Here is a 17,397-nt window from a genome sequence, read left to right as displayed (position 1 = left end):
CGTGGACAAGACGAACGCCCTGCGCGCCGGCGCCCTGGCAGCCGGTACGACGCTGATGATGCTGCTCATGACGTCCCCCGCGCTCGCGCTCACCCGTGACGACGGGGACGACCCCGGCACGGGCCTGAGCGTCGTCGAGACGCTGGGCCTCTACGTCGTGGCCCCGATCGTGCTCTTCCTGGTCATCACCGGTCTGGTGATGGTGCTCGACAAGTCGCACAAGAAGAAGGACACGACCAGCTCCAACATCAGGATCAAGCCGGACGCCAAGGCCGACGCCAAGGCCTGACACCGGTCCCGGACCCCGGTCGGCCGTCCCCGCAGCTTTCCGAGGGCGCCGACCCCGCCGTACGCGGCGGGGTCGGCGCCCTTCGTGCTGCGTACCGTTCCGGTTCGAGAGGCGACTCACCACATCCGCAGGGAGACGAGGTCGATGCTCACGACGACGGGCAGCGGTCCGAACCGAGGGCGGGCAACCGGCGACGACACGGTCACCACCGATGGCCCGTCCCCGTGGCCGGCGAGCTCCTGGACCGGCTGACACAGGCGCTGTCTGGGGTCCCAGCGGCGGCAACATGCGGCGCTGGGCCGAGGAGCTCGATGCCGAGGGGACGGCGCGCATGGGGCGGATCCAGATTTTCGGCGGCATGAACACCTTCGCGGCCGTCCCGGTGGGGTGGCCGCGCGGCAGGTTCGGTCCGGTGAGCCGCCGCTTGGTCGAAGGGGTCGTGCGCCGGAACAGGGTGGTGATCCGGCGCTCGGCGGTCATGCCCTGGACGTCGGCCGGTCCGCTACCTCTCGGTGGCGAGCAGCAAGTCCCGTAGGAGATCCGCCAGTCGTTCCGCCCGCTCTCCGTCCAGGGCGGCCAGGGCCTCCGTCTGGAGGGCGAGACCCGCGCCGACCGCCTCGTCGGCCAGACGCAGGCCCTGCTCGGTGAGCGTGACCTGGAGGCCCCGGCGGTCGTGCGGGTCGGGGGAGCGGCGCAGCAGCCCCGCCCGCTCCAGCTTGTCGAGGCGGCCCGTCATCCCGCCGGTGGTGAGCATCAGAGTGGCCGAGAGCCGGCGCGGGGAGAGGGTGTAGGGGTCGCCGGAGCGGCGTAGGGCCGCGAGGACGTCGAACTCCCCGCGGGAGAGCCCGTACTTGCCGTACGCCTCGTCCATCCGGTCACCCATGGCGCGCGAGAGCCGGTGGACGCGGCCGAAGACCTCCATGGCGGCCGTGTCGAGGTCCGGCCGCTCCCGGGCCCACTGCTCGATGATCGCGTCGACGGGATCCTTGCGTTGCTCGGGACGTGCGCTCATGGGCAGGAGTATCCGTCTCCTTCCAGTTGCCCGCAAGCAAGTGACTCCCCAGAGAGTAGCTTGATGGAAAGTAGCTTAGCGGTAAGCTATTTTCTGCCGACCTGAAGCCTCCCCGGGAAGAGGTGCGCACCCATGGCCCCGAACCGCTCCACCCTGATCGCACTCACCGCCCTCGCCCCCGTCTCCTGGGGCACCACCTACGCCGTCACCACCGAGTTCCTCCCGGCCGACCGCCCCCTGTTCACCGGCCTGATGCGCGCCCTGCCCGCCGGACTGCTGCTGCTCGCGCTCGCCCGGGTGCTGCCGCGCGGCGCCTGGTGGGGGAAGGCGACCGTGCTCGGCGCACTCAACGTCGGCGCCTTCTTCCCCTTGCTGTTCCTCTCCGCCTACCGGCTGCCCGGCGGGATGGCCGCGGCCGTCGGCTCGGTGGGGCCGCTGTGCGTGGTCGGCCTCTCGGCGCTGCTGCTGGAGCAGCGGCCCACGGCACGCACCCTGCTCGCCGGGGCCGTGGCCGCGTTCGGCGTGAGCCTGGTCGTCCTGAAGGGGGCCGGGGCGCTGGACCCGCTCGGTGTGCTCGCCGCGCTCACCTCCATCGCCTCCATGTCCACCGGCACCGTGCTCACCAAGCGGTGGGGTCGCCCCGACGGCGTCGGCCCGCTCGCGCTCACCGGCTGGCAACTGACCGCGGGCGGCCTGCTGATCGCCCCGCTCGCCCTCGTGGTCGAGGGGGCGCCGCCCCTGCTGGACGGCCCGGCGGTCGGCGGCTACCTCTACCTCGCCCTGGCGAACACGGCGGTCGCGTACTGGCTCTGGTTCCGGGGCATCGGCCGGCTCACCGCCACCCAGGTCACCTTCCTCGGCCCGCTCTCCCCGCTCACCGCGGCCGTCGTCGGCTGGGCGGCGCTCGGCGAGGCGCTGACGCCGTGGCAACTGACCGGCATGACACTGGCGTTCGGAGCGACGGTGGCGGGCCAGATCACTCCGCGCAGCCGGGCGGCGTCGGACGCTCCCCCCCGGTTCCCGCCGTCCCCGAGCCCGCAGAGCCGTCTCACCGGGGGAAGCGCTCGCCTTCGGTGACCGGGACCGGCTCGGCCGGGCAGGTGCGTCGACCACGGCGCTCCGTGTGGACGACTCGGAAGCGGCCGCACCGCAGCCGGGGAAGGGCGGTTGACCCGTGTCCGCCCTGCTCGCGTTCGCCTGCGTGCTCACGAACCCCCGCCCGGCTCGCGACGGTCGTCGTCACGTGAGCCGGTCCGACGGCTCGCGCTCGTCATCGATCTCGCGGGGCGCCAACGCGTCTGGCGGAGGAAGTCGAGGAGAACGGCGGTGAGTTCAACAGGGACTTCCTCCTGGTCGAGATGCCCCGTACCGGAGATCGGGTCGAGTCGACAACAGCAACGCCATCCCTGCCCACCGCGAGGCCGTCCTCTCGCGCCGCGCACTCGACCTGTGCGAGAGGACGCTCGCGTGCCCCGGCACCATGCCGCCCGTTCACGGCGGTACGCCGAGGCCACTCGAGGACGAGGCCCTGCGAAAGCGCGTGGTCGAAGCACTGCGCCGGCGGACCTTCGTACGGGCCTCCGCGCGGCGAGGGGCGCCCGGCGTGACTCGTGCCGGGCGCCCCTGATGCGTACGCGTACGGGTTACGCCCGTTCGGCCGCCGCGTCCGCGGCCTGGGCGCGCAGGGCCCGCTCGACGCCCGCGCGGGACTCGGAGACCAGACGGCGCAGGGCCGGGCTCGGATCGGCCGAGGCGAGCCAGGCGTCGGTGCGGTCCAGGGTCTCGCCGGTGACCTGGATCGCCGGGTAGAGGCCGACCGCGATCTGCTGGGCCATCTCGTGCGAGCGGGACTCCCAGACGTCCTTGAGCACCTCGAAGTACCGCTCCGTGTACGGCGCCAGCAGCTCGCGCTGGTCGGTCTGGACGAAGCCGGCGATGACCGCTTCCTGGAGCGCGTTCGGCAGCTTGTCGGACTCCACGACCGACGCCCACGCCTCCGCCTTGGCCTCCTCGGTCGGCCGGGCGGCCCGCGCGGTCGCCGCGTGACGCTCGCCCGCGGCGGTCTTGTCGCGCTCGTACTCGCCCGCGATCTCGCTCTCGTCGTACCGGCCCACCGCCGCCAGCCGCTCCACGAACGTCCAGCGCAGCTCCGTGTCGACGGCCAGGCCCTCGATCGTCTGCGTGCCCTCCAGCAGGCTGTCCAGGAGGTCCAGCTGCTCCGGCGTCCTCGCCGTCGCGGCGAACGCGCGCGCCCACGCCAGCTGGTGGTCGCTGCCCGCCTCGGCGGCCCGCAGATGGGCCAGCGTGGCCTCCGTCCAGCGGGTGAGCAGGGCCTCGCGGGCGACCGGGGCGGCGTACAGGTCGATCGCCAGCTTCACCTGGCGGTGCAGCGACTGCACCACGCCGATGTCCGACTCCTTGCCGATGCCCGACAGCACCAGGGACAGGTAGTCGCGGGTGGCGAGTTCGGCGTCCCGGGTCATGTCCCAGGCCGAGGCCCAGCTCAGCGCGCGCGGCAGGGACGCCTCGAAGTCGCCGAGGTGCTCGGTGACGAAGGCCAGCGACCGCTCGTCCAGGCGGACCTTGGCGTACGACAGGTCGTCGTCGTTGAGCAGGATCACGTCGGGACGGGCCTTGCCGACGAGCTGCGGCACGGCGGTCAGCTCCCCGTCGACGTCCAGCTCGACCCGGTCGACGCGCACCAGCTTGCCGCTCGCCTCGTCCAGGTCGTACAGGCCGACGGCGATGCGGTGCGGGCGCAGGGTGGCCTCGCCCTTGGCGCCGGCGGGCAGCGCCGGGGCCTCCTGACGGATGGCGAAGGAGGTGATGACGCCCGTACCGTCCGCGCCGTCGGTCTCGATCTCCGGGCGCAGCACGTTGATGCCGGCCGTCTCCAGCCACTTCTTCGACCAGGTGCTCAGATCGCGGCCGGAGGTCTCCTCCAGGGCGCCCAGCAGGTCGGACAGGCGCGTGTTGCCGTACGCGTGACGCTTGAAGTACGCCTGCACGCCCCGGAAGAACGCGTCCTCGCCGACGTAGGCCACCAGCTGCTTCAGGACGGACGCGCCCTTGGCGTACGTGATGCCGTCGAAGTTGACCAGCACGTCGTCCAGGTCACGGATGTCGGCCATGATCGGGTGCGTGGACGGCAGCTGGTCCTGCCGGTACGCCCAGGTCTTCATGGAGTTCGCGAACGTCGTCCAGGAGTGCGGCCACTTCGAGCCCGGCGCGTCCGCCTGGCAGGCGGCCTCGGCGTAGGTGGCGAACGACTCGTTCAGCCACAGGTCGTTCCACCACTCCATGGTGACCAGGTCGCCGAACCACATGTGGGCCAGCTCGTGCAGGATCGTCGCGGCCCGCACCTCGTAGGCGGCGTCCGTCACCTTCGACCGGAAGACGTACTGGTCCCGGATGGTCACGGCACCGGCGTTCTCCATCGCGCCCGCGTTGAACTCCGGCACGAACAGCTGGTCGTACTTCCCGAAGGGGTACGCGTAGTCGAACTTCTCCTGGAACCACTCGAAGCCCTGCCGCGTGACGTCGAAGATGGCGTCCGCGTCGAGGAACTCGGCGAGCGAGGGCCGGCAGTAGATGCCGAGCGGCACCGACTGGCCGTCCTTCTCGTACACGCTGTGCACGGAGTGGTACGGGCCGACGATCAGCGCGGTGATGTACGTCGAGATCCGCGGCGTCGGCTCGAACTCCCAGACGTTGTCCCGGGGTTCGGGTGTCGGCGAGTTGGAGACGACGGTCCAGCCCTCCGGGGCCTTCACGGTGAACTGGAAGGTCGCCTTGAGGTCCGGCTGCTCGAAGCTCGCGAACACCCGGCGGGCGTCCGGCACCTCGAACTGGGTGTAGAGGTAGGCCTGGTCGTCGACCGGGTCGACGAACCGGTGCAGGCCCTCACCGGTGTTGGTGTACGCGCAGTCGGCGCTCACCCGCAGGACGTTGCGGCCCGGGAGCAGACCCGGCAGGGCGATCCTGGAGTCCTCGAACACCTCGGCGGGGTCGAGGGAGTCCCCGTTGAGGGTCACCTCGTGGACGGCGGGAGCCACCAGGTCGATGAACGACTCCGCCCCGCCCCCGTCCTCGGAGACGTCGAAGCGCACCGTGGTCACGGACCGGTAGGTGCCGCCCTCCTGCGCGCCGGAGAGGTCGAGATCGACCTCGTACGAGTCAACGGTCAGCAGCTTCGCCCGCTGCTGCGCCTCTTCGCGAGTCAGGTTTGTGCCAGGCACGCGGTCATCTCCTCGTTATGTGTGGGTTGTGTCATCCTTCCACGTGCCCGGCACGGAACGCGATGACCATTTCCCGCCGGTGGCGCGCCCGGCCCGGCGCGAGCCTGGAACCATGACGACGACCCACCACACCGCCCGCCCCGTCCCGGCACCGGTCCTGGAGGAACTGCGCACCCTGGACGACGCGGGCCGCCCCGCGGTCCCCCGCACCGACGACGAGGGCGGCGCCCCGCTCCGCTGCTGCCTGCGCCGCAGCGTGCCGGGCGAGACGGTCGCCCTGGTGTCGTACGCGCCGCTGCGCCGCTGGGCGGCACGAACGGGCGCCGACCCGGGCGCGTACGACGAGCAGGGCCCGGTCTTCATCCACGCCGAGCAGTGCGCGGGACCGGCGCCCGAGGCCGGCCTCCCCTTCACCCACGCCCACCGCACCCTCCGCCGCTACTCCGCCGACGGCCGCATCCTGGGCGGCCGCCTGGTGGAGACCCCGGAGGCCTTCGCCCCCGCCCTCACGGAGGCCTTCACCGACCCGGAGGTCGCCCTCGTCCACGTCCGCGCCGTGGAGCACGGCTGCTTCCTCTACGAGGTACGACCCGACGACCGTGGTGCCCCGGCTTCAGAGGGTCGATGACCCGCCGGCCCGCCCGCAGGCCGTCGCAGCCAGGTGTCGCGTGGGGCGCGGAGCAGGCGGCGGGGCACCCGGCCGGCTCGTCAAGGCCCGGATCACCCGGCTGAGGAGCGGCGCACCACCACCCGGCAGCGCCCCGACTACTCGATCAGGCCGAGCCAGTGGCGGTACGCCGAGGAGAAGGGTTCGACGCCCTCACCCCCGCGACGGCCCGCCTTCATCAACCACTCGCAGGTCTGCCGCGCCTTGTCGACGACGCTGTCGGGGTAGCCGTAGCGCACCCGGTGTTCGGCGAACTCCTCCTCGTCCTCGATGTGGGCCTCACCGCCATGAGGCCGCACGACATCGAGATCGAGGTCCACCGTGCGCAGGACGGTCCCGTCGGCGCTCCACTCGGGCACCGTGCACACGTCGCAGTACATCTCGGGGCCCGGGTCCGCACAGAACGTGGCCGTCCACCACTCACCGGGCGGGACCACCATCACGTACGCGAACCGGCTTGTCCGGCCGCCCGTGGCCGACTTGACGGGAACGCCCTGCGCCGTGCCCAACCACACGCCGTGCTCGTCCTCACCGAGCCGGACGGCAGTCCACCGCGCGCTCAGGCTGCCGTCGTACTTGCGTATGTCGACCAGCACGGAGGCGCTCTCTGTGACCATGCCGAAACGCTAACCCGACGGCGCCGACCACGCCGTCCGGCCGCCCGGAACTCGCGATCCCGAAAGTACGGGGTCCGGCCTGGAGACGGAGGCCTTGCTGAAAAGCGTGAAAAGTCGGCAGGAATGTGCCCCGCAGGCGCTCAAATGAGCGCCATATGGACAGTGGCGGCCGAAGTGCTCACGCTTTTGGACAGGCATGTCACTTCCGGGGCGGTATTCCGCAGGGTGGCATACGGAATCGGGGGACGGAGCACAGGTCGTCACCGGGAGATGAGGCTTGCGGGTCCGAGAACGTGACCACGTCCAGGTCTGGCGCAGGACCTCGGTGTTGACGGACTTGGGCTTGGGCGGCGCCGTCCGCAACTCCGTCACCCCCGCTGTGCCCCGTACGAACGCCGGGCGCGTTCAGGTGCTTCCGAGGTGGGCCCCTCCTGCCTCGGGAGAGGCGGCCTTGAGCACCAACCACACGGTCTTGCCGGGGTGGTGTGCGGTGACGCCGAAGTCATCGACGAGGGCTGTCACGAGGCGGAGCCCTCTGCCCCCGCATTCCTCGGGACCGGGTGAGCGGGGACGGGGTCACCGGTGGGGCCTGGTGACCGAATTCCTGCGCGTAGCCCCCGCCCTTCGAGCAGGGTTGTCGCGTTACGGCGACATCCGACGCCCTGAACATGCCGGAGGGGGCTCACCCGGCCGGGTGAGCCCCCTCGCTGCGGGCGGGCCGCGGTTACCGCTTCAGCTCGGCCGCCACCAGTTCCGCGATCTGGACGGTGTTCAGGGCCGCGCCCTTGCGGAGGTTGTCGTTGGAGACGAAGAGGGCCAGGCCGTTGTCGACCGTCTCGTCGCGGCGGATGCGGCCGACGTAGGACGGGTCCTGGCCGGCGGCCTGGAGCGGGGTGGGGATGTCGCTGAGGACGACACCGGGGGCGTCGGCCAGCAGCTCGGTCGCGCGCTCCGCGCTGATCGGGCGGGCGAACCGGGCGTTGATCTGGAGGGAGTGGCCGGAGAAGACCGGGACCCGCACACAGGTGCCGGAGACCTTGAGCTCCGGGATGTCCAGGATCTTGCGGGACTCGTTGCGCAGCTTCTGCTCCTCGTCGGTCTCGTTCAGACCGTCGTCCACGAGGTTGCCGGCGAAGGGCAGCACGTTGAAGGCGATGGGGCGCTTGTAGACGCCGGGCTCGGGGAAGTCGACCGCCGCGCCGTCGTGGGCCAGCTTGTCGGCGTCGGCGACGACCTTCTGGGTCTGGTCGTGCAGCTCGGCCACGCCCGCGACTCCGGAGCCGGACACCGCCTGGTACGTGGCGACGACCAGCGCCTCGAGGCCCGCCTCGGTGTGCAGCGGACGCAGTACCGGCATCGCGGCCATCGTGGTGCAGTTCGGGTTGGCGATGATCCCCTTGGGGCGGTTCGCGATCGCGTCCGGGTTCACCTCGGAGACGACCAGCGGGACCTCGGGGTCCTTGCGCCACGCGGACGAGTTGTCGATCACGACCGCGCCCTGCGAGGCGACCTTCTCGGCCAGCGCCTTCGAGGTCGTGCCGCCCGCGGAGAACAGCACGATGTCCAGGCCGGTGTAGTCCGCGGTGGCCGCGTCCTCGACCGTGACCCCGTCCAGGACCGTCCCCGCCGAGCGGGCCGAGGCGAACAGGCGCAGCTCGGTCAGCGGAAACTTCCTCTCCTCGAGGATGCTGCGCATGACCGTGCCCACCTGACCGGTGGCTCCGACGATTCCGACCCTCACGGCGTCTCCCTCACTGCTGCCTACTGTGTCTTCTGACATTTTCTGACGTCTTTTGACGCCTTCTGATGTAAATGTTCCCGTCGCCTGCTGGCCGAGGCATTTCCATCATGCGGCCGACCACGGCCCGCCTGTCCAATTCTTTGCGTTCTTTGCCCGCACAATGGGACGCCCCGGCGCCTGGCACCGGTCGCGGACCTGCGGTCACCACCCCTGCGGGCCGCAGGAAATCAGCCGTCGGGGGCCACCGACCGCAAGGTCCCCTGCCCGGCCCCGCCCCACCCACACGGCGGTGTGACGTACGCCTCTGCCCGGTCCGCGGCACCCGGTCGAACGTTCCGGGCCCGGCCGGCGTCGTAGGGGAAACAGGGTGAGGGGGTGGGCAGTGCTGCGCGGAAGAATCCGGCGCGGCCGGCCGGCGTACGGCGCCGCGGACGACGACCCGCTGGACGCGGCGCAGGAACGCCGGGTGCGGGCGGTGCTCGCGCTCGGCGGGGTGCCGCAGACCGACCTGCCGGACGGGGTGCAGCAGGTCCGCCTGCGGTTGCTGGAACGCGCCGCGAGAGGGCAGGAGGCGCCCCGGGACGTCTCCGCGTGGGCGGCGGTGGTCGCCTCCAACCTCGCCATGGACTGGCACCGGGCCAAACGCCGCCAGGAGCGGCTCGGCGAACGCCTCGCCGCGCTGCGCCCGGCGGAGCAGCTCCCCGCCGACGAGGAGACCCGCCTGCTCTCCCTCGCCGTCGCCCGCGGTCTGGACGGGCTGCCCGACGCCCAGCGCCAGGTCGTCGTGCTGCGGTTCTACGCCGACCTTCCGGTGCGCTCGATAGCCGAGCAGCTCGGCGTTCCCGAGGGCACGGTCAAGAGCCGGCTGCACACGGCCGTACGGGCCCTGCGCGCCCGCCTGCACGAAGATGAGGTGGTGTGACGTGGCCGCCCACGACCCCCAGTACGACGGCATGCCCCAGTACGACGGCATGGACGCCCTCATGGCCGCGCTCCTCGACGAGCCGCTGCCCGCGCGGGCCCGGCAGGACCCGGCGTTCACGGCCGCGCGGGACGCGGCCGCCGCCGACGTCGCCGTGCTGCGGGAGCAGCTGGGGCTGATCGGAGACGCGCTGGCCGGCGCCGGTGATGAGCACCAGGAGGCCGGGTCCGGGTCCCCGGCGGCCCCCCTCGCGCCGGTGAGGCCCCTTGCACCGACGATCCCCCTCGCACCGGAGCGGCCCCTGCCCCTCCGCCCACGCCGTGCCCGCCGTCCTCTGCGGGTCGCCCTCGGAGCGCTCGTCGCGGCGGCGGCCGCCACGGTGGTCGTCGGCATGGGCTGGCTCGTGACGCAGCCCGGGGGAGGAGCGTCCGAAGACTCGGGTGCCAAGGCCGCTGCCGACGCCTCGAGTGCCGAGCAGTCGGAGGGTGCGGCCTTCGGCAGCCCCCGCTACCTCGCCTGCGCCCGGCTCGTCGCCGAGGGCACGGTCGCGGCGGTGGAGCCGGTACCGGGCACGGGCGCGGGCGCCGGACAGGAGCGCGTCACGCTGACGGCGACCCGCGTCCACAAGCCGGAGAAGGGCGTGCAGGGCGGCGACGACGAGATCGTCGTCCTGCGAGAGGCCGACAGCCACCCCCCGCTGCACGAGGGCGACCGGGTCCTGGTCGGCCTGCCCCGCGAGGGCGCCGTCCCGGACACCGTGATCGTCGGTGAGGAGGAGATCGCCATCGAGCGGGCGCGGATCACCGCCGCGCTGCCCGTGTCGCGCACCCTGACCTGCGATTGACATCCTCCCCCTCCTGGAGAAGGAGGGGGACTCCTGGCTCAGGCTGCCGCCGGGAGCAGCGCTCCCGGGGGTCTTGTGCCCTCAGCACCAGCCGGGTCGAGACCAGCCCGGACCAGCATCACGCGTGCGGAGTTCTTGTCTCTGGGGGAGACGGCCTGGCAGGCGGTGCAGGTGTGGGTACGTTCCGAGAGAGGGAGTGCGTGCTTGGTTCTCGCTCCGCACGACGCACAGTGTCCTTCAGCGCCTTGGAACGCGCCGTGGCGAAGTCCCGGACGGTCTGCTGCTGCGGCACGCTCGCGCCGTCGCGGAGCCATGGCATACGGGCACGGGCCTCGGTCAGCATCTCGTCGAGCCGGGCCGGGCCGCACGTCAGCCCATCGTCCGGGTGCGCGCGATTGCGGACGTGCACCTGCCGGGACTTGGCCACGCATTCGTTCCACACCCAGCGGCAGCGGTCCCACTCGGCGAGCAGGGCGGTGCGGGCGGCCGACGACACCCGCAGCCGGTAGGTGTACCGGGCACGCCCCGCCCTGTCGGCCCCGGCTGCGTGCGCCACACCCTCACCCCCGTCCGCATTCCGGCCGCGCCGACCCTGCGAGGCGACCATGCGCACGAGATCCGCACACCCGCACTCCTTTCCCGCCCCGACCACCCCCACCAGCGAACACCGGCACACACGTTCGCCCACACCAGGCAAGCCACAGCGACACTCCATGCTCAGAGGGGGCAGGACGCCGCGACGTCCCGCGCCACTGTCACGGAATGCGATTCCTCCCCGGCGTGAACGCCGGGGCCTCCTCGCAAGAGACCAAGTGAATGATCGACGGGGGGTGCGGACGACGAAGGGGCGGGCGCCCTGGTGGACGCCCGCCCCCTGGTGGTGGCCGTCGGTTACGGCACGACCTTCTCGATCGTCACGCTGCCCGTGCCCGCGACCGTGCCGCGCGCGTTGACCAGCTGGACCCGCCCGAAGAACTCACGTCCCTCGGGAGCCGCCGCGACGGCGGTGACGCTGCCGGAGACGGTGGCCGAGTCGCCCGTGCCGAGCTTCACCGAGGCGGCCCCGTCGACCGTGACCTCGCCGAGCGTGGCGGAGAAGAACACGTCCCGGTAGTCGTACTCGGCGGAACCGGCCGGGACGGAGTAGCCCACGACCTGGACGGTGTACGTACCGGCGGCCGGCTTGGCGATGGAGACCGACTCCTCCGAGTCGCCGTCGGCGGACTGGGCGACGCGGGTGCCGTTCTTGTCGTAGACCGCCAGGTCCAGGTCGGCGGCGGTGTCGGTGACGTTGCCGATGGCCACGTCGAGCGACGCGGCGCCCGCGGGCACCTCGACCGTGGTGGTGTGGACGTCGCCGGTCCGGATGGTCGGCCGGTCGGTCTTGGCCGAGCCGAGCGGGCCGCCGACCAGCTTGCCGTCCAGGGCGGCGGCCCGGTTGGTCACCTTCCAGGAGACGTCGGCCGGAGTACCGACCTTGGCCTCCGGGACGGTCACGGTCTCCGGGTCGAAGGACGCGCCGAGCACGGCGACGTCCAGCTTGTACGGGTTGTCGAGCAGCGGCGAGGTGCGGCGCGACTCGACCTCGATCTCCCAGACGCCCGGCTGCGGGTCCGCGTACGAACGCACGTCGGGACGGCAGGTGTTGGCCGGGTTGTTGTAGTTCGGGTAGCAGTTGACCGTCGACGTCGGGTCGGCCGGGACGCCGTACGGGTGGATGGCGATGAACCGGGTCTGGCTCGTGGCCTTCAGCCCGCCGAGCGCGATCTCCAGCGTCTTCGCGCCCTCGGGCACGGTGACGAAGTAGGAGGTGGTGCTGTTGCGCTGGGCCGTACCGGAGGCGGAGAAGGTGTGCTTCAGCGGCGCCGAGACGACCACGGTGTTCAGGATCTGCCGGTCGACGCCCTCGGTGCGCGGGTCGTCGACCTCCAGGATCGCGCTCTTCAGACCGGCCGAGCGGGGCGCGGCCTGGACCTTGACGGTCACCGGCTTGTTCAGCGACAGCTGTACGTCGCGGTCGCCGAGGATGCGGAAGGTGTCGCCGGCGTTGTTCTCGAGGTCGAGCCTGTGCCGGATCGCGCGGTCGGGGCCGGACGTACGGGTGACGGTGATGTCGTACGTCTTCTTCTGGCCGGCCTTGAGGCCGCCCTCACGGTCGTAGAGGCCGGTGCCGGAGCCCGGGGTCTTCAGGAACTGGTCGATCGCGGTGTCGACCGGTGCCTTGACCGTGTACTCGTGCGCGGTGGCCCCGTCGCGGATCGCGTCCCAGGCGTCCTCGATGTCGATGAGGCCGGCGCCCTCCTCGTAGGCCTGCACGTCCTTGATGTGCTCGGCGGTGGAGGTGAGGGCCGTGCGCAGCTTCGCGGGCGGGAGGTCGACGCGCTTCTGCTTCGCGGCCGACAGCAGCAGCGCGGCGGCACCGGCGGCCTGCGGGGAGGCCATCGAGGTGCCCTGGAGCATGCCGTAACCGGCGGGCAGGCCGTAACCCGCCTCGGCGACCGGTGCGCCCGGCGACCAGGTCTGGATGGTGTTGATCGCCGCGCCGGGCGCGACGAGCGTCGGCGTGAAGCCGCCGTCCTCACGCGGACCGCGCGAGGAGAACGGCATCATGGCGTACTTCTTCTTCACCTCGGAGCCGTAGTTGGCGGCCCACGTCTCCTTGGAGATGGTCGCGCCGACCGAGATGACCTTGTCGGCCAGTGCGGGGTCGCCGATGGTGTTGGTGCCGGGGCCGGAGTTGCCCGCGGAGATCACCAGCTGGACGCCGTAGGTGTCGATGAGGCGGGTGTACAGCTGGGCGCGGGCGTTGTTGCCGTCGTTCAGCGCCGGCAGACCGCCGATGGACATGTTGACGATGTCGACACCGCGGTTGGCGACGAGGTCGATCATGCCCTCGGTGAGCGCCACGCTGGTGCAGCCGCCGGACCAGGTGCAGGCGCGGGAGGAGACGATCTTCGCGCCGGGGGCGGCACCGTTCATCTTGCCGCCGAACAGGCCGTTGGCCGCGGTGATGCCGGCGACATGCGAGCCGTGCGAGCCCTGGATGAGGCCGATGTTGACGAAGTCGGCCTTGGCGCCGGCCGCGTTGTAGACGACGTCCTTGCGGATCTCCACGACGAACGGCTGGCGCTCGGCGACCTCGGTGGCCGGGTCGTCGGTGCCGAAGTACCCGATCTGGAAGCCGTCCTTGTACGGCTTCATCGGGGTGTCGTCGGAGAAGTCCTGGTTGTTGTTCAGGTCGACGCGGACCGTGCCGGCCGCCGCGTCGTACAGCACGCCCCAGGAGTCGGTGGTGTCACCGTCGCGGTTGGCGTCACCGCCCGCGTCGCCGCCGATGGTGTAGGACTCCTTGAACGTGCTGATCCGGTACGAGCCCTCGGGTGCCGTCCAGGTCGTGCCCTCGTGGGTGAAGGTGGGGCCGGACACCGATTCGGTCATCTGGCGCCAGGTCTTGTCGCCGTCCACGAGCGGGTCGGTCGCCGTCACCCAGTCGACGATCTTCCGCTCGCCGGTGGTGGTCTTCTGCAGCGCCGGGTGGGCGAGGTCCACACCCGTGTCGAGGACGCCGATGGTGACACCGCGGCCGTCCGCCTTCGGGTTGTCCTTGACGAAGTCGACGGCGCCGGTCTCGAAGGACGGGTTGTACGGGTTCTTGGCGGGGGTCTGCTTCCCGGGAGCCGGGTGACCGCCCTTGCCGCCCTTGCCGGCGGCGCCCTTCGTGGTGTCCGCGCCGGGCGTCGGGTCGTCCAGCGGGATCTCCTCGCGCAGGTCGATGCCGTGCACGGTGGAGAGCTTGGCGGCGGCGGCGATGGCCGATTCCGCCTTCGCGGTGGGGACGGTGGCGCGGACGTAGCCGAGCTCGTCGTGGGTCCGGCCGACCGAACCGCCCTTGACCGCGTCCAGCTGCTCGGCGACCTGCTCGGTCTTGCCGGGGGCGGTGGCGATCATCATCGTGACGTTCTTGACGCCGTCCGCCTTGGCCTCGGCGAGCAGGTCCGCGTCCTTCGAACCGAGCTTGTCGGGAGCGGACTTGACGTCCCCGTCGACGGGCGCGGCGGTCGGCGCGGCGGCGGCGACCGCCAGGGGTATCGGCCCGACCGCGCTGAGCGCGGCGACGAGACCGGCGGCCAGGGCGATACGGGCGACGCGTCTCGTGCCCGATATCGCTTCGCGCTGGGAGGAATGGGTCATCGGCATCCCTTGTAGGTGAAGGCACCATCGTGGAGCGACCGGAGCCGATCGACCCTGGCCGCGATCGTCCGGAATACGATCCCGGACGATCGCTGAGCCTTTCGCAAGGGACAGGTGTTTGGGGAGAGTTGGCCGAATCGAAATGGATGTGTGGGGAAAACCCGCTATGCACGTATCGGGTGCCGAGTGACGAAGCGGGCAAGTCGTTCGCGCGGTCGCGCCGTACGGCGGCGGCCCGTTGACGGGTACTCGCCTGCCGGTCCGGCGGGCATCGGGGTAACGTCCCCGAGTGCGAGAGACGTTGCGGGTGGCGGCCTACGCCGTGGTGGTGCGCGACGGGCAGTTGCTGCTGGCCCGGTCCCCGGTGCCCGGAGGCGTTCCCGAATGGGTCCTGCCGGGCGGCGGCATGGAGCACGGCGAGGATCCCTACGACACCGTGCGGCGGGAGGTCGAGGAGGAGACCGGCTACCGCGTCGAGGTCACCGGACTGCTCGGTGTGAACTCCAGCCGGCGCACCTTCCCCGGCGGCCGCCTGAGCCGCCCCGTCGACCACCACGGCGTACGGCTGGTCTACGAGGGGCGGATCACCGGCGGCGAACTGCGCAACGAGATCGGCGGCTCCACCGAACTGGCCGCCTGGCAGCCCCTGGACGCCGTCCCGGAACTGGTCCGGGTCCGCCTGGTCGACATCGCGCTGCGGCTGTGGCGGGAGCGACCGGCCGCGGGGCGGGTCGCGGAGCACGCGGAGGACTGACCGGCGGCGGACGGCCGGTCGAGGCCTTTGACCTCGATCGGGCGATTGCGGCAATTGTCGCCATCGGGTTGATGTCCCCCGGCCCGGCCCTCCCGTGAAGTGAACGCGGAGTGACCGGCCTCGGGCCGGTGCGGAAGCGGGTGCCGACACGCGGGGTGGTCCAAGATCCACGTATGGCGATCGGTGTCGCGCGTTGCCGCCGCGTTCACACGCAGGCCATTCCCGCTGCCGAGCATCCAGTACGAGCGGAACGTTCGCCCGGCGAACGCCCCGCGACCACTGCCGACGCGTTCGCACCCGGGGAGGGAAGCGCCATGTCGCGCATACGCTCAGTCGCCGACTCCACTGGACTCCACCGCCGTTCCGTCCTCGCCGCCACCGGTGCGGTGGCCCTCTCCGCCGTCGTCGGTCGCGCCCTGCGGCCCGGCGGCGAGGCCGTCGCGGCGGACGCCGCCACGGGCGAGGCCGTGCACGCCTCCTCCCGACAGGCACCGGCCGCCCCGCTCGCCCCGTACACCCGGGGCACCACCCTCGAAGGGATGTCCGCCCCGCGCGGCGGGACCGGTGGGCCCGGGTACCGGCGCCTCGACGAAGGGCAGGGCTGGGGACGGGTGGTGCGCGGCGAGCTGGCCGCGGCCCGCTCCGGCCGGGACGACCGCCGCACCACGCTGGCGGCGTTCGTGCAGCTCACCGACCTGCACCTGCTCGACACGCAGCATCCGCTGCGCCTGGAGTACCTGCGCTCCACCGATGTGCGCGCCTGGCGCCCCCAGGAGGCGCTCACCGTGCACGGCGCGGTCGCGCTCGTCGAGCGGATCAACGCGCTGCGCGGCGCCCCCGTCACCGGCTCCCCGCTGCACTTCGCGATGACCACCGGCGACAACACGGACAACAACACCCGCACCGAACTGGACTGGTTCCTGACGGTGCTCAGCGGTGGCCGCGTCACCCCCAACTCCGGGGACGCGCGCCACTACGAAGGCGTCCAGAACAGCGGTCTGCGGCAGTACTGGCAGCCGGACACCGCCGTCCGAGACGCCGACAAGCAGCTCGGCTTCCCGCACCTGGACGGCTTCCTCGCGGCGGCCGTCCGCGAGGTCAACAGCCCCGGCCTCAACCTTCCCTGGTACTCCACCGTCGGCAACCACGACACGATGCCACTCGGCTGCTACGCCTCCCACGGCGACTCCCACCTCACCGAACTCGCGGTCGGCGGACGGAAGCTGATGGAGATACCGGCGGCCGAGGCGAAGAAGCTCCAGCAGACCATCAAGAAGGCCACCGACCCCCGGGGCGTCCAGTACGGCGAGTTCCTGAAGTCCCACGCCCGCGCCATGCGTTCGGTCACCCCCGACGAGGCGCGCGCCCCGTTCACCCCCGCCGAGTACCTGAAGGCGCACCTGGACCCCGCGCACCGCGGATCCGGCCCGGTGGGCCACGGCTACACCGCCGCCAACCTCGACGCGGGCACCCAGTACTACGCGTTCCGCGTCTCCGACGACGTCATCGGGGTCAGCCTCGACACCACCGACCCGGGCGGCCACTACACGGGTTCCCTCGGCACGGCCCAACTGCGCTGGCTGGAACGGACCCTGCGGACCCACAAGGACTCCCGCGCGATCATCTTCAGCCACCACACCAGCGAATCGATGACGAACACGCACCGCGACCCGGCCCGCCCCGACGAACGGCGCCACGACGGCAGGGAACTCCTCGCGCTCCTCGGCCGGCACCGCAACGTGGTGGCCTGGGTCAACGGTCACATCCACCGCAACGCCATCACCCCGCACACCGGCTCCGCCGGCTCCTTCTGGGAGATCTCCACCGCCTCCCACATCGACTTCCCCCACCTCGCCCGCGTCATCGAGCTGGTGGACAACGAGGACGGCACGCTGTCCCTCTTCACCACCCTGGTCGAGTCCGCGGCCCCGTCCCGCACGGACCACGACGACCTCACCCAGACCGGCCTGGCCGCCCTCTACCGCGAACTGTCCTACAACGCCCCCGGCGCCCGCACCGACCTCGGCGGCACCCCCCGGGACCGCAACACGGAACTCCTGCTCAAGGCGTAGGAAGCAGGAAGGGCGGGCGGGACCGGCGGGGCGGGCGCACGGTGCGGGCC

12 protein-coding genes and 1 pseudogene are annotated in these 17,397 nt (G+C 71.8%); 7 read left to right on the top strand and 6 right to left on the bottom strand.

Annotated features, from left to right (window positions below):
* Nucleotide 1: 1 nt before the first annotated feature.
* Nucleotides 2–289, top strand: a complete 288-nt coding sequence (locus ACVW19_RS11170) for a hypothetical protein (RefSeq protein WP_457458857.1) — start codon at nucleotides 2–4, stop codon at nucleotides 287–289.
* Nucleotides 290–791: 502 nt separating this feature from the next.
* Here the strand turns inward: ACVW19_RS11170 and ACVW19_RS11165 are convergent.
* Complete coding sequence (locus tag ACVW19_RS11165; RefSeq protein ID WP_457458855.1) at nucleotides 792–1,301, bottom strand: MarR family winged helix-turn-helix transcriptional regulator; 510 nt, start codon at nucleotides 1,299–1,301, stop codon at nucleotides 792–794.
* 132 nt (nucleotides 1,302–1,433) lie between these two features.
* Here ACVW19_RS11165 and ACVW19_RS11160 point away from each other — a divergent pair, with 132 nt between their 5' ends.
* Nucleotides 1,434–2,378: an EamA family transporter gene (locus ACVW19_RS11160; RefSeq protein WP_457458853.1), complete on the top strand. Its 945-nt coding sequence runs from the start codon at nucleotides 1,434–1,436 to the stop codon at nucleotides 2,376–2,378.
* A 566-nt stretch (nucleotides 2,379–2,944) separates the two neighbouring features.
* Here ACVW19_RS11160 and pepN read toward each other — a convergent pair.
* Nucleotides 2,945–5,539 (bottom strand): aminopeptidase N, encoded by a 2,595-nt coding sequence (gene pepN / locus ACVW19_RS11155; RefSeq protein ID WP_457458851.1) that lies wholly within the window; start codon nucleotides 5,537–5,539, stop codon nucleotides 2,945–2,947.
* A 112-nt stretch (nucleotides 5,540–5,651) separates the two neighbouring features.
* Here pepN and ACVW19_RS11150 point away from each other — a divergent pair, with 112 nt between their 5' ends.
* Nucleotides 5,652–6,167, top strand: a complete 516-nt coding sequence (locus ACVW19_RS11150; protein ID WP_457458849.1) for a DUF1203 domain-containing protein — start codon at nucleotides 5,652–5,654, stop codon at nucleotides 6,165–6,167.
* 137 nt (nucleotides 6,168–6,304) lie between these two features.
* Here the strand turns inward: ACVW19_RS11150 and ACVW19_RS11145 are convergent, their stop codons facing one another.
* Together ACVW19_RS11145 and ACVW19_RS11140 are read right to left on the bottom strand one after the other, a co-directional pair.
* The gene (locus tag ACVW19_RS11145) at nucleotides 6,305–6,823 is read right to left on the bottom strand and encodes a DUF402 domain-containing protein (protein WP_457458847.1); all 519 of its coding nucleotides are present in this window, start codon (nucleotides 6,821–6,823) and stop codon (nucleotides 6,305–6,307) included.
* Nucleotides 6,824–7,547: 724 nt separating this feature from the next.
* Nucleotides 7,548–8,564: an aspartate-semialdehyde dehydrogenase gene (locus tag ACVW19_RS11140; protein WP_457458845.1), complete on the bottom strand. Its 1,017-nt coding sequence runs from the start codon at nucleotides 8,562–8,564 to the stop codon at nucleotides 7,548–7,550.
* Nucleotides 8,565–8,946: 382 nt separating this feature from the next.
* Here ACVW19_RS11140 and ACVW19_RS11135 point away from each other — a divergent pair, with 382 nt between their 5' ends.
* Together ACVW19_RS11135 and ACVW19_RS11130 are read left to right on the top strand one after the other, a co-directional pair.
* On the top strand, nucleotides 8,947–9,486 hold the full coding sequence (locus ACVW19_RS11135) for an RNA polymerase sigma factor (RefSeq protein ID WP_457458843.1): 540 nt from the start codon (nucleotides 8,947–8,949) through the stop codon (nucleotides 9,484–9,486).
* A 1-nt stretch (nucleotide 9,487) separates the two neighbouring features.
* Nucleotides 9,488–10,330: a hypothetical protein gene (locus tag ACVW19_RS11130; RefSeq protein WP_457458841.1), complete on the top strand. Its 843-nt coding sequence runs from the start codon at nucleotides 9,488–9,490 to the stop codon at nucleotides 10,328–10,330.
* A 220-nt stretch (nucleotides 10,331–10,550) separates the two neighbouring features.
* Here the strand turns inward: ACVW19_RS11130 and ACVW19_RS11125 are convergent.
* Together ACVW19_RS11125 and ACVW19_RS11120 are read right to left on the bottom strand one after the other, a co-directional pair.
* Nucleotides 10,551–10,886, bottom strand: a pseudogene (locus ACVW19_RS11125) (RNA-guided endonuclease TnpB family protein); the annotation flags it as partial.
* 335 nt (nucleotides 10,887–11,221) lie between these two features.
* Nucleotides 11,222–14,521, bottom strand: a complete 3,300-nt coding sequence (locus ACVW19_RS11120) for a S8 family serine peptidase (protein WP_457458839.1) — start codon at nucleotides 14,519–14,521, stop codon at nucleotides 11,222–11,224.
* A gap of 307 nt (nucleotides 14,522–14,828) precedes the next feature.
* On the opposite strand from ACVW19_RS11120, the gene ACVW19_RS11115 reads away from it, so the two are divergent.
* Together ACVW19_RS11115 and ACVW19_RS11110 are read left to right on the top strand one after the other, a co-directional pair.
* Nucleotides 14,829–15,275, top strand: coding sequence for an NUDIX hydrolase (locus tag ACVW19_RS11115; protein WP_457464552.1), 447 nt, complete (start codon nucleotides 14,829–14,831; stop codon nucleotides 15,273–15,275).
* Between the two features lie 314 nt (nucleotides 15,276–15,589).
* Entirely contained in the window at nucleotides 15,590–17,347 is a 1,758-nt protein-coding gene (locus tag ACVW19_RS11110; RefSeq protein WP_457458837.1) for a TIGR03767 family metallophosphoesterase, read from the top strand.
* Nucleotides 17,348–17,397: the final 50 nt, after the last annotated feature.

Source organism: Streptomyces sp. TE5632 (assembly GCF_054061295.1).
Note: the sequence above shows the minus strand (reverse complement) of the source record. Positions and strands in the feature narration are given on the sequence as shown.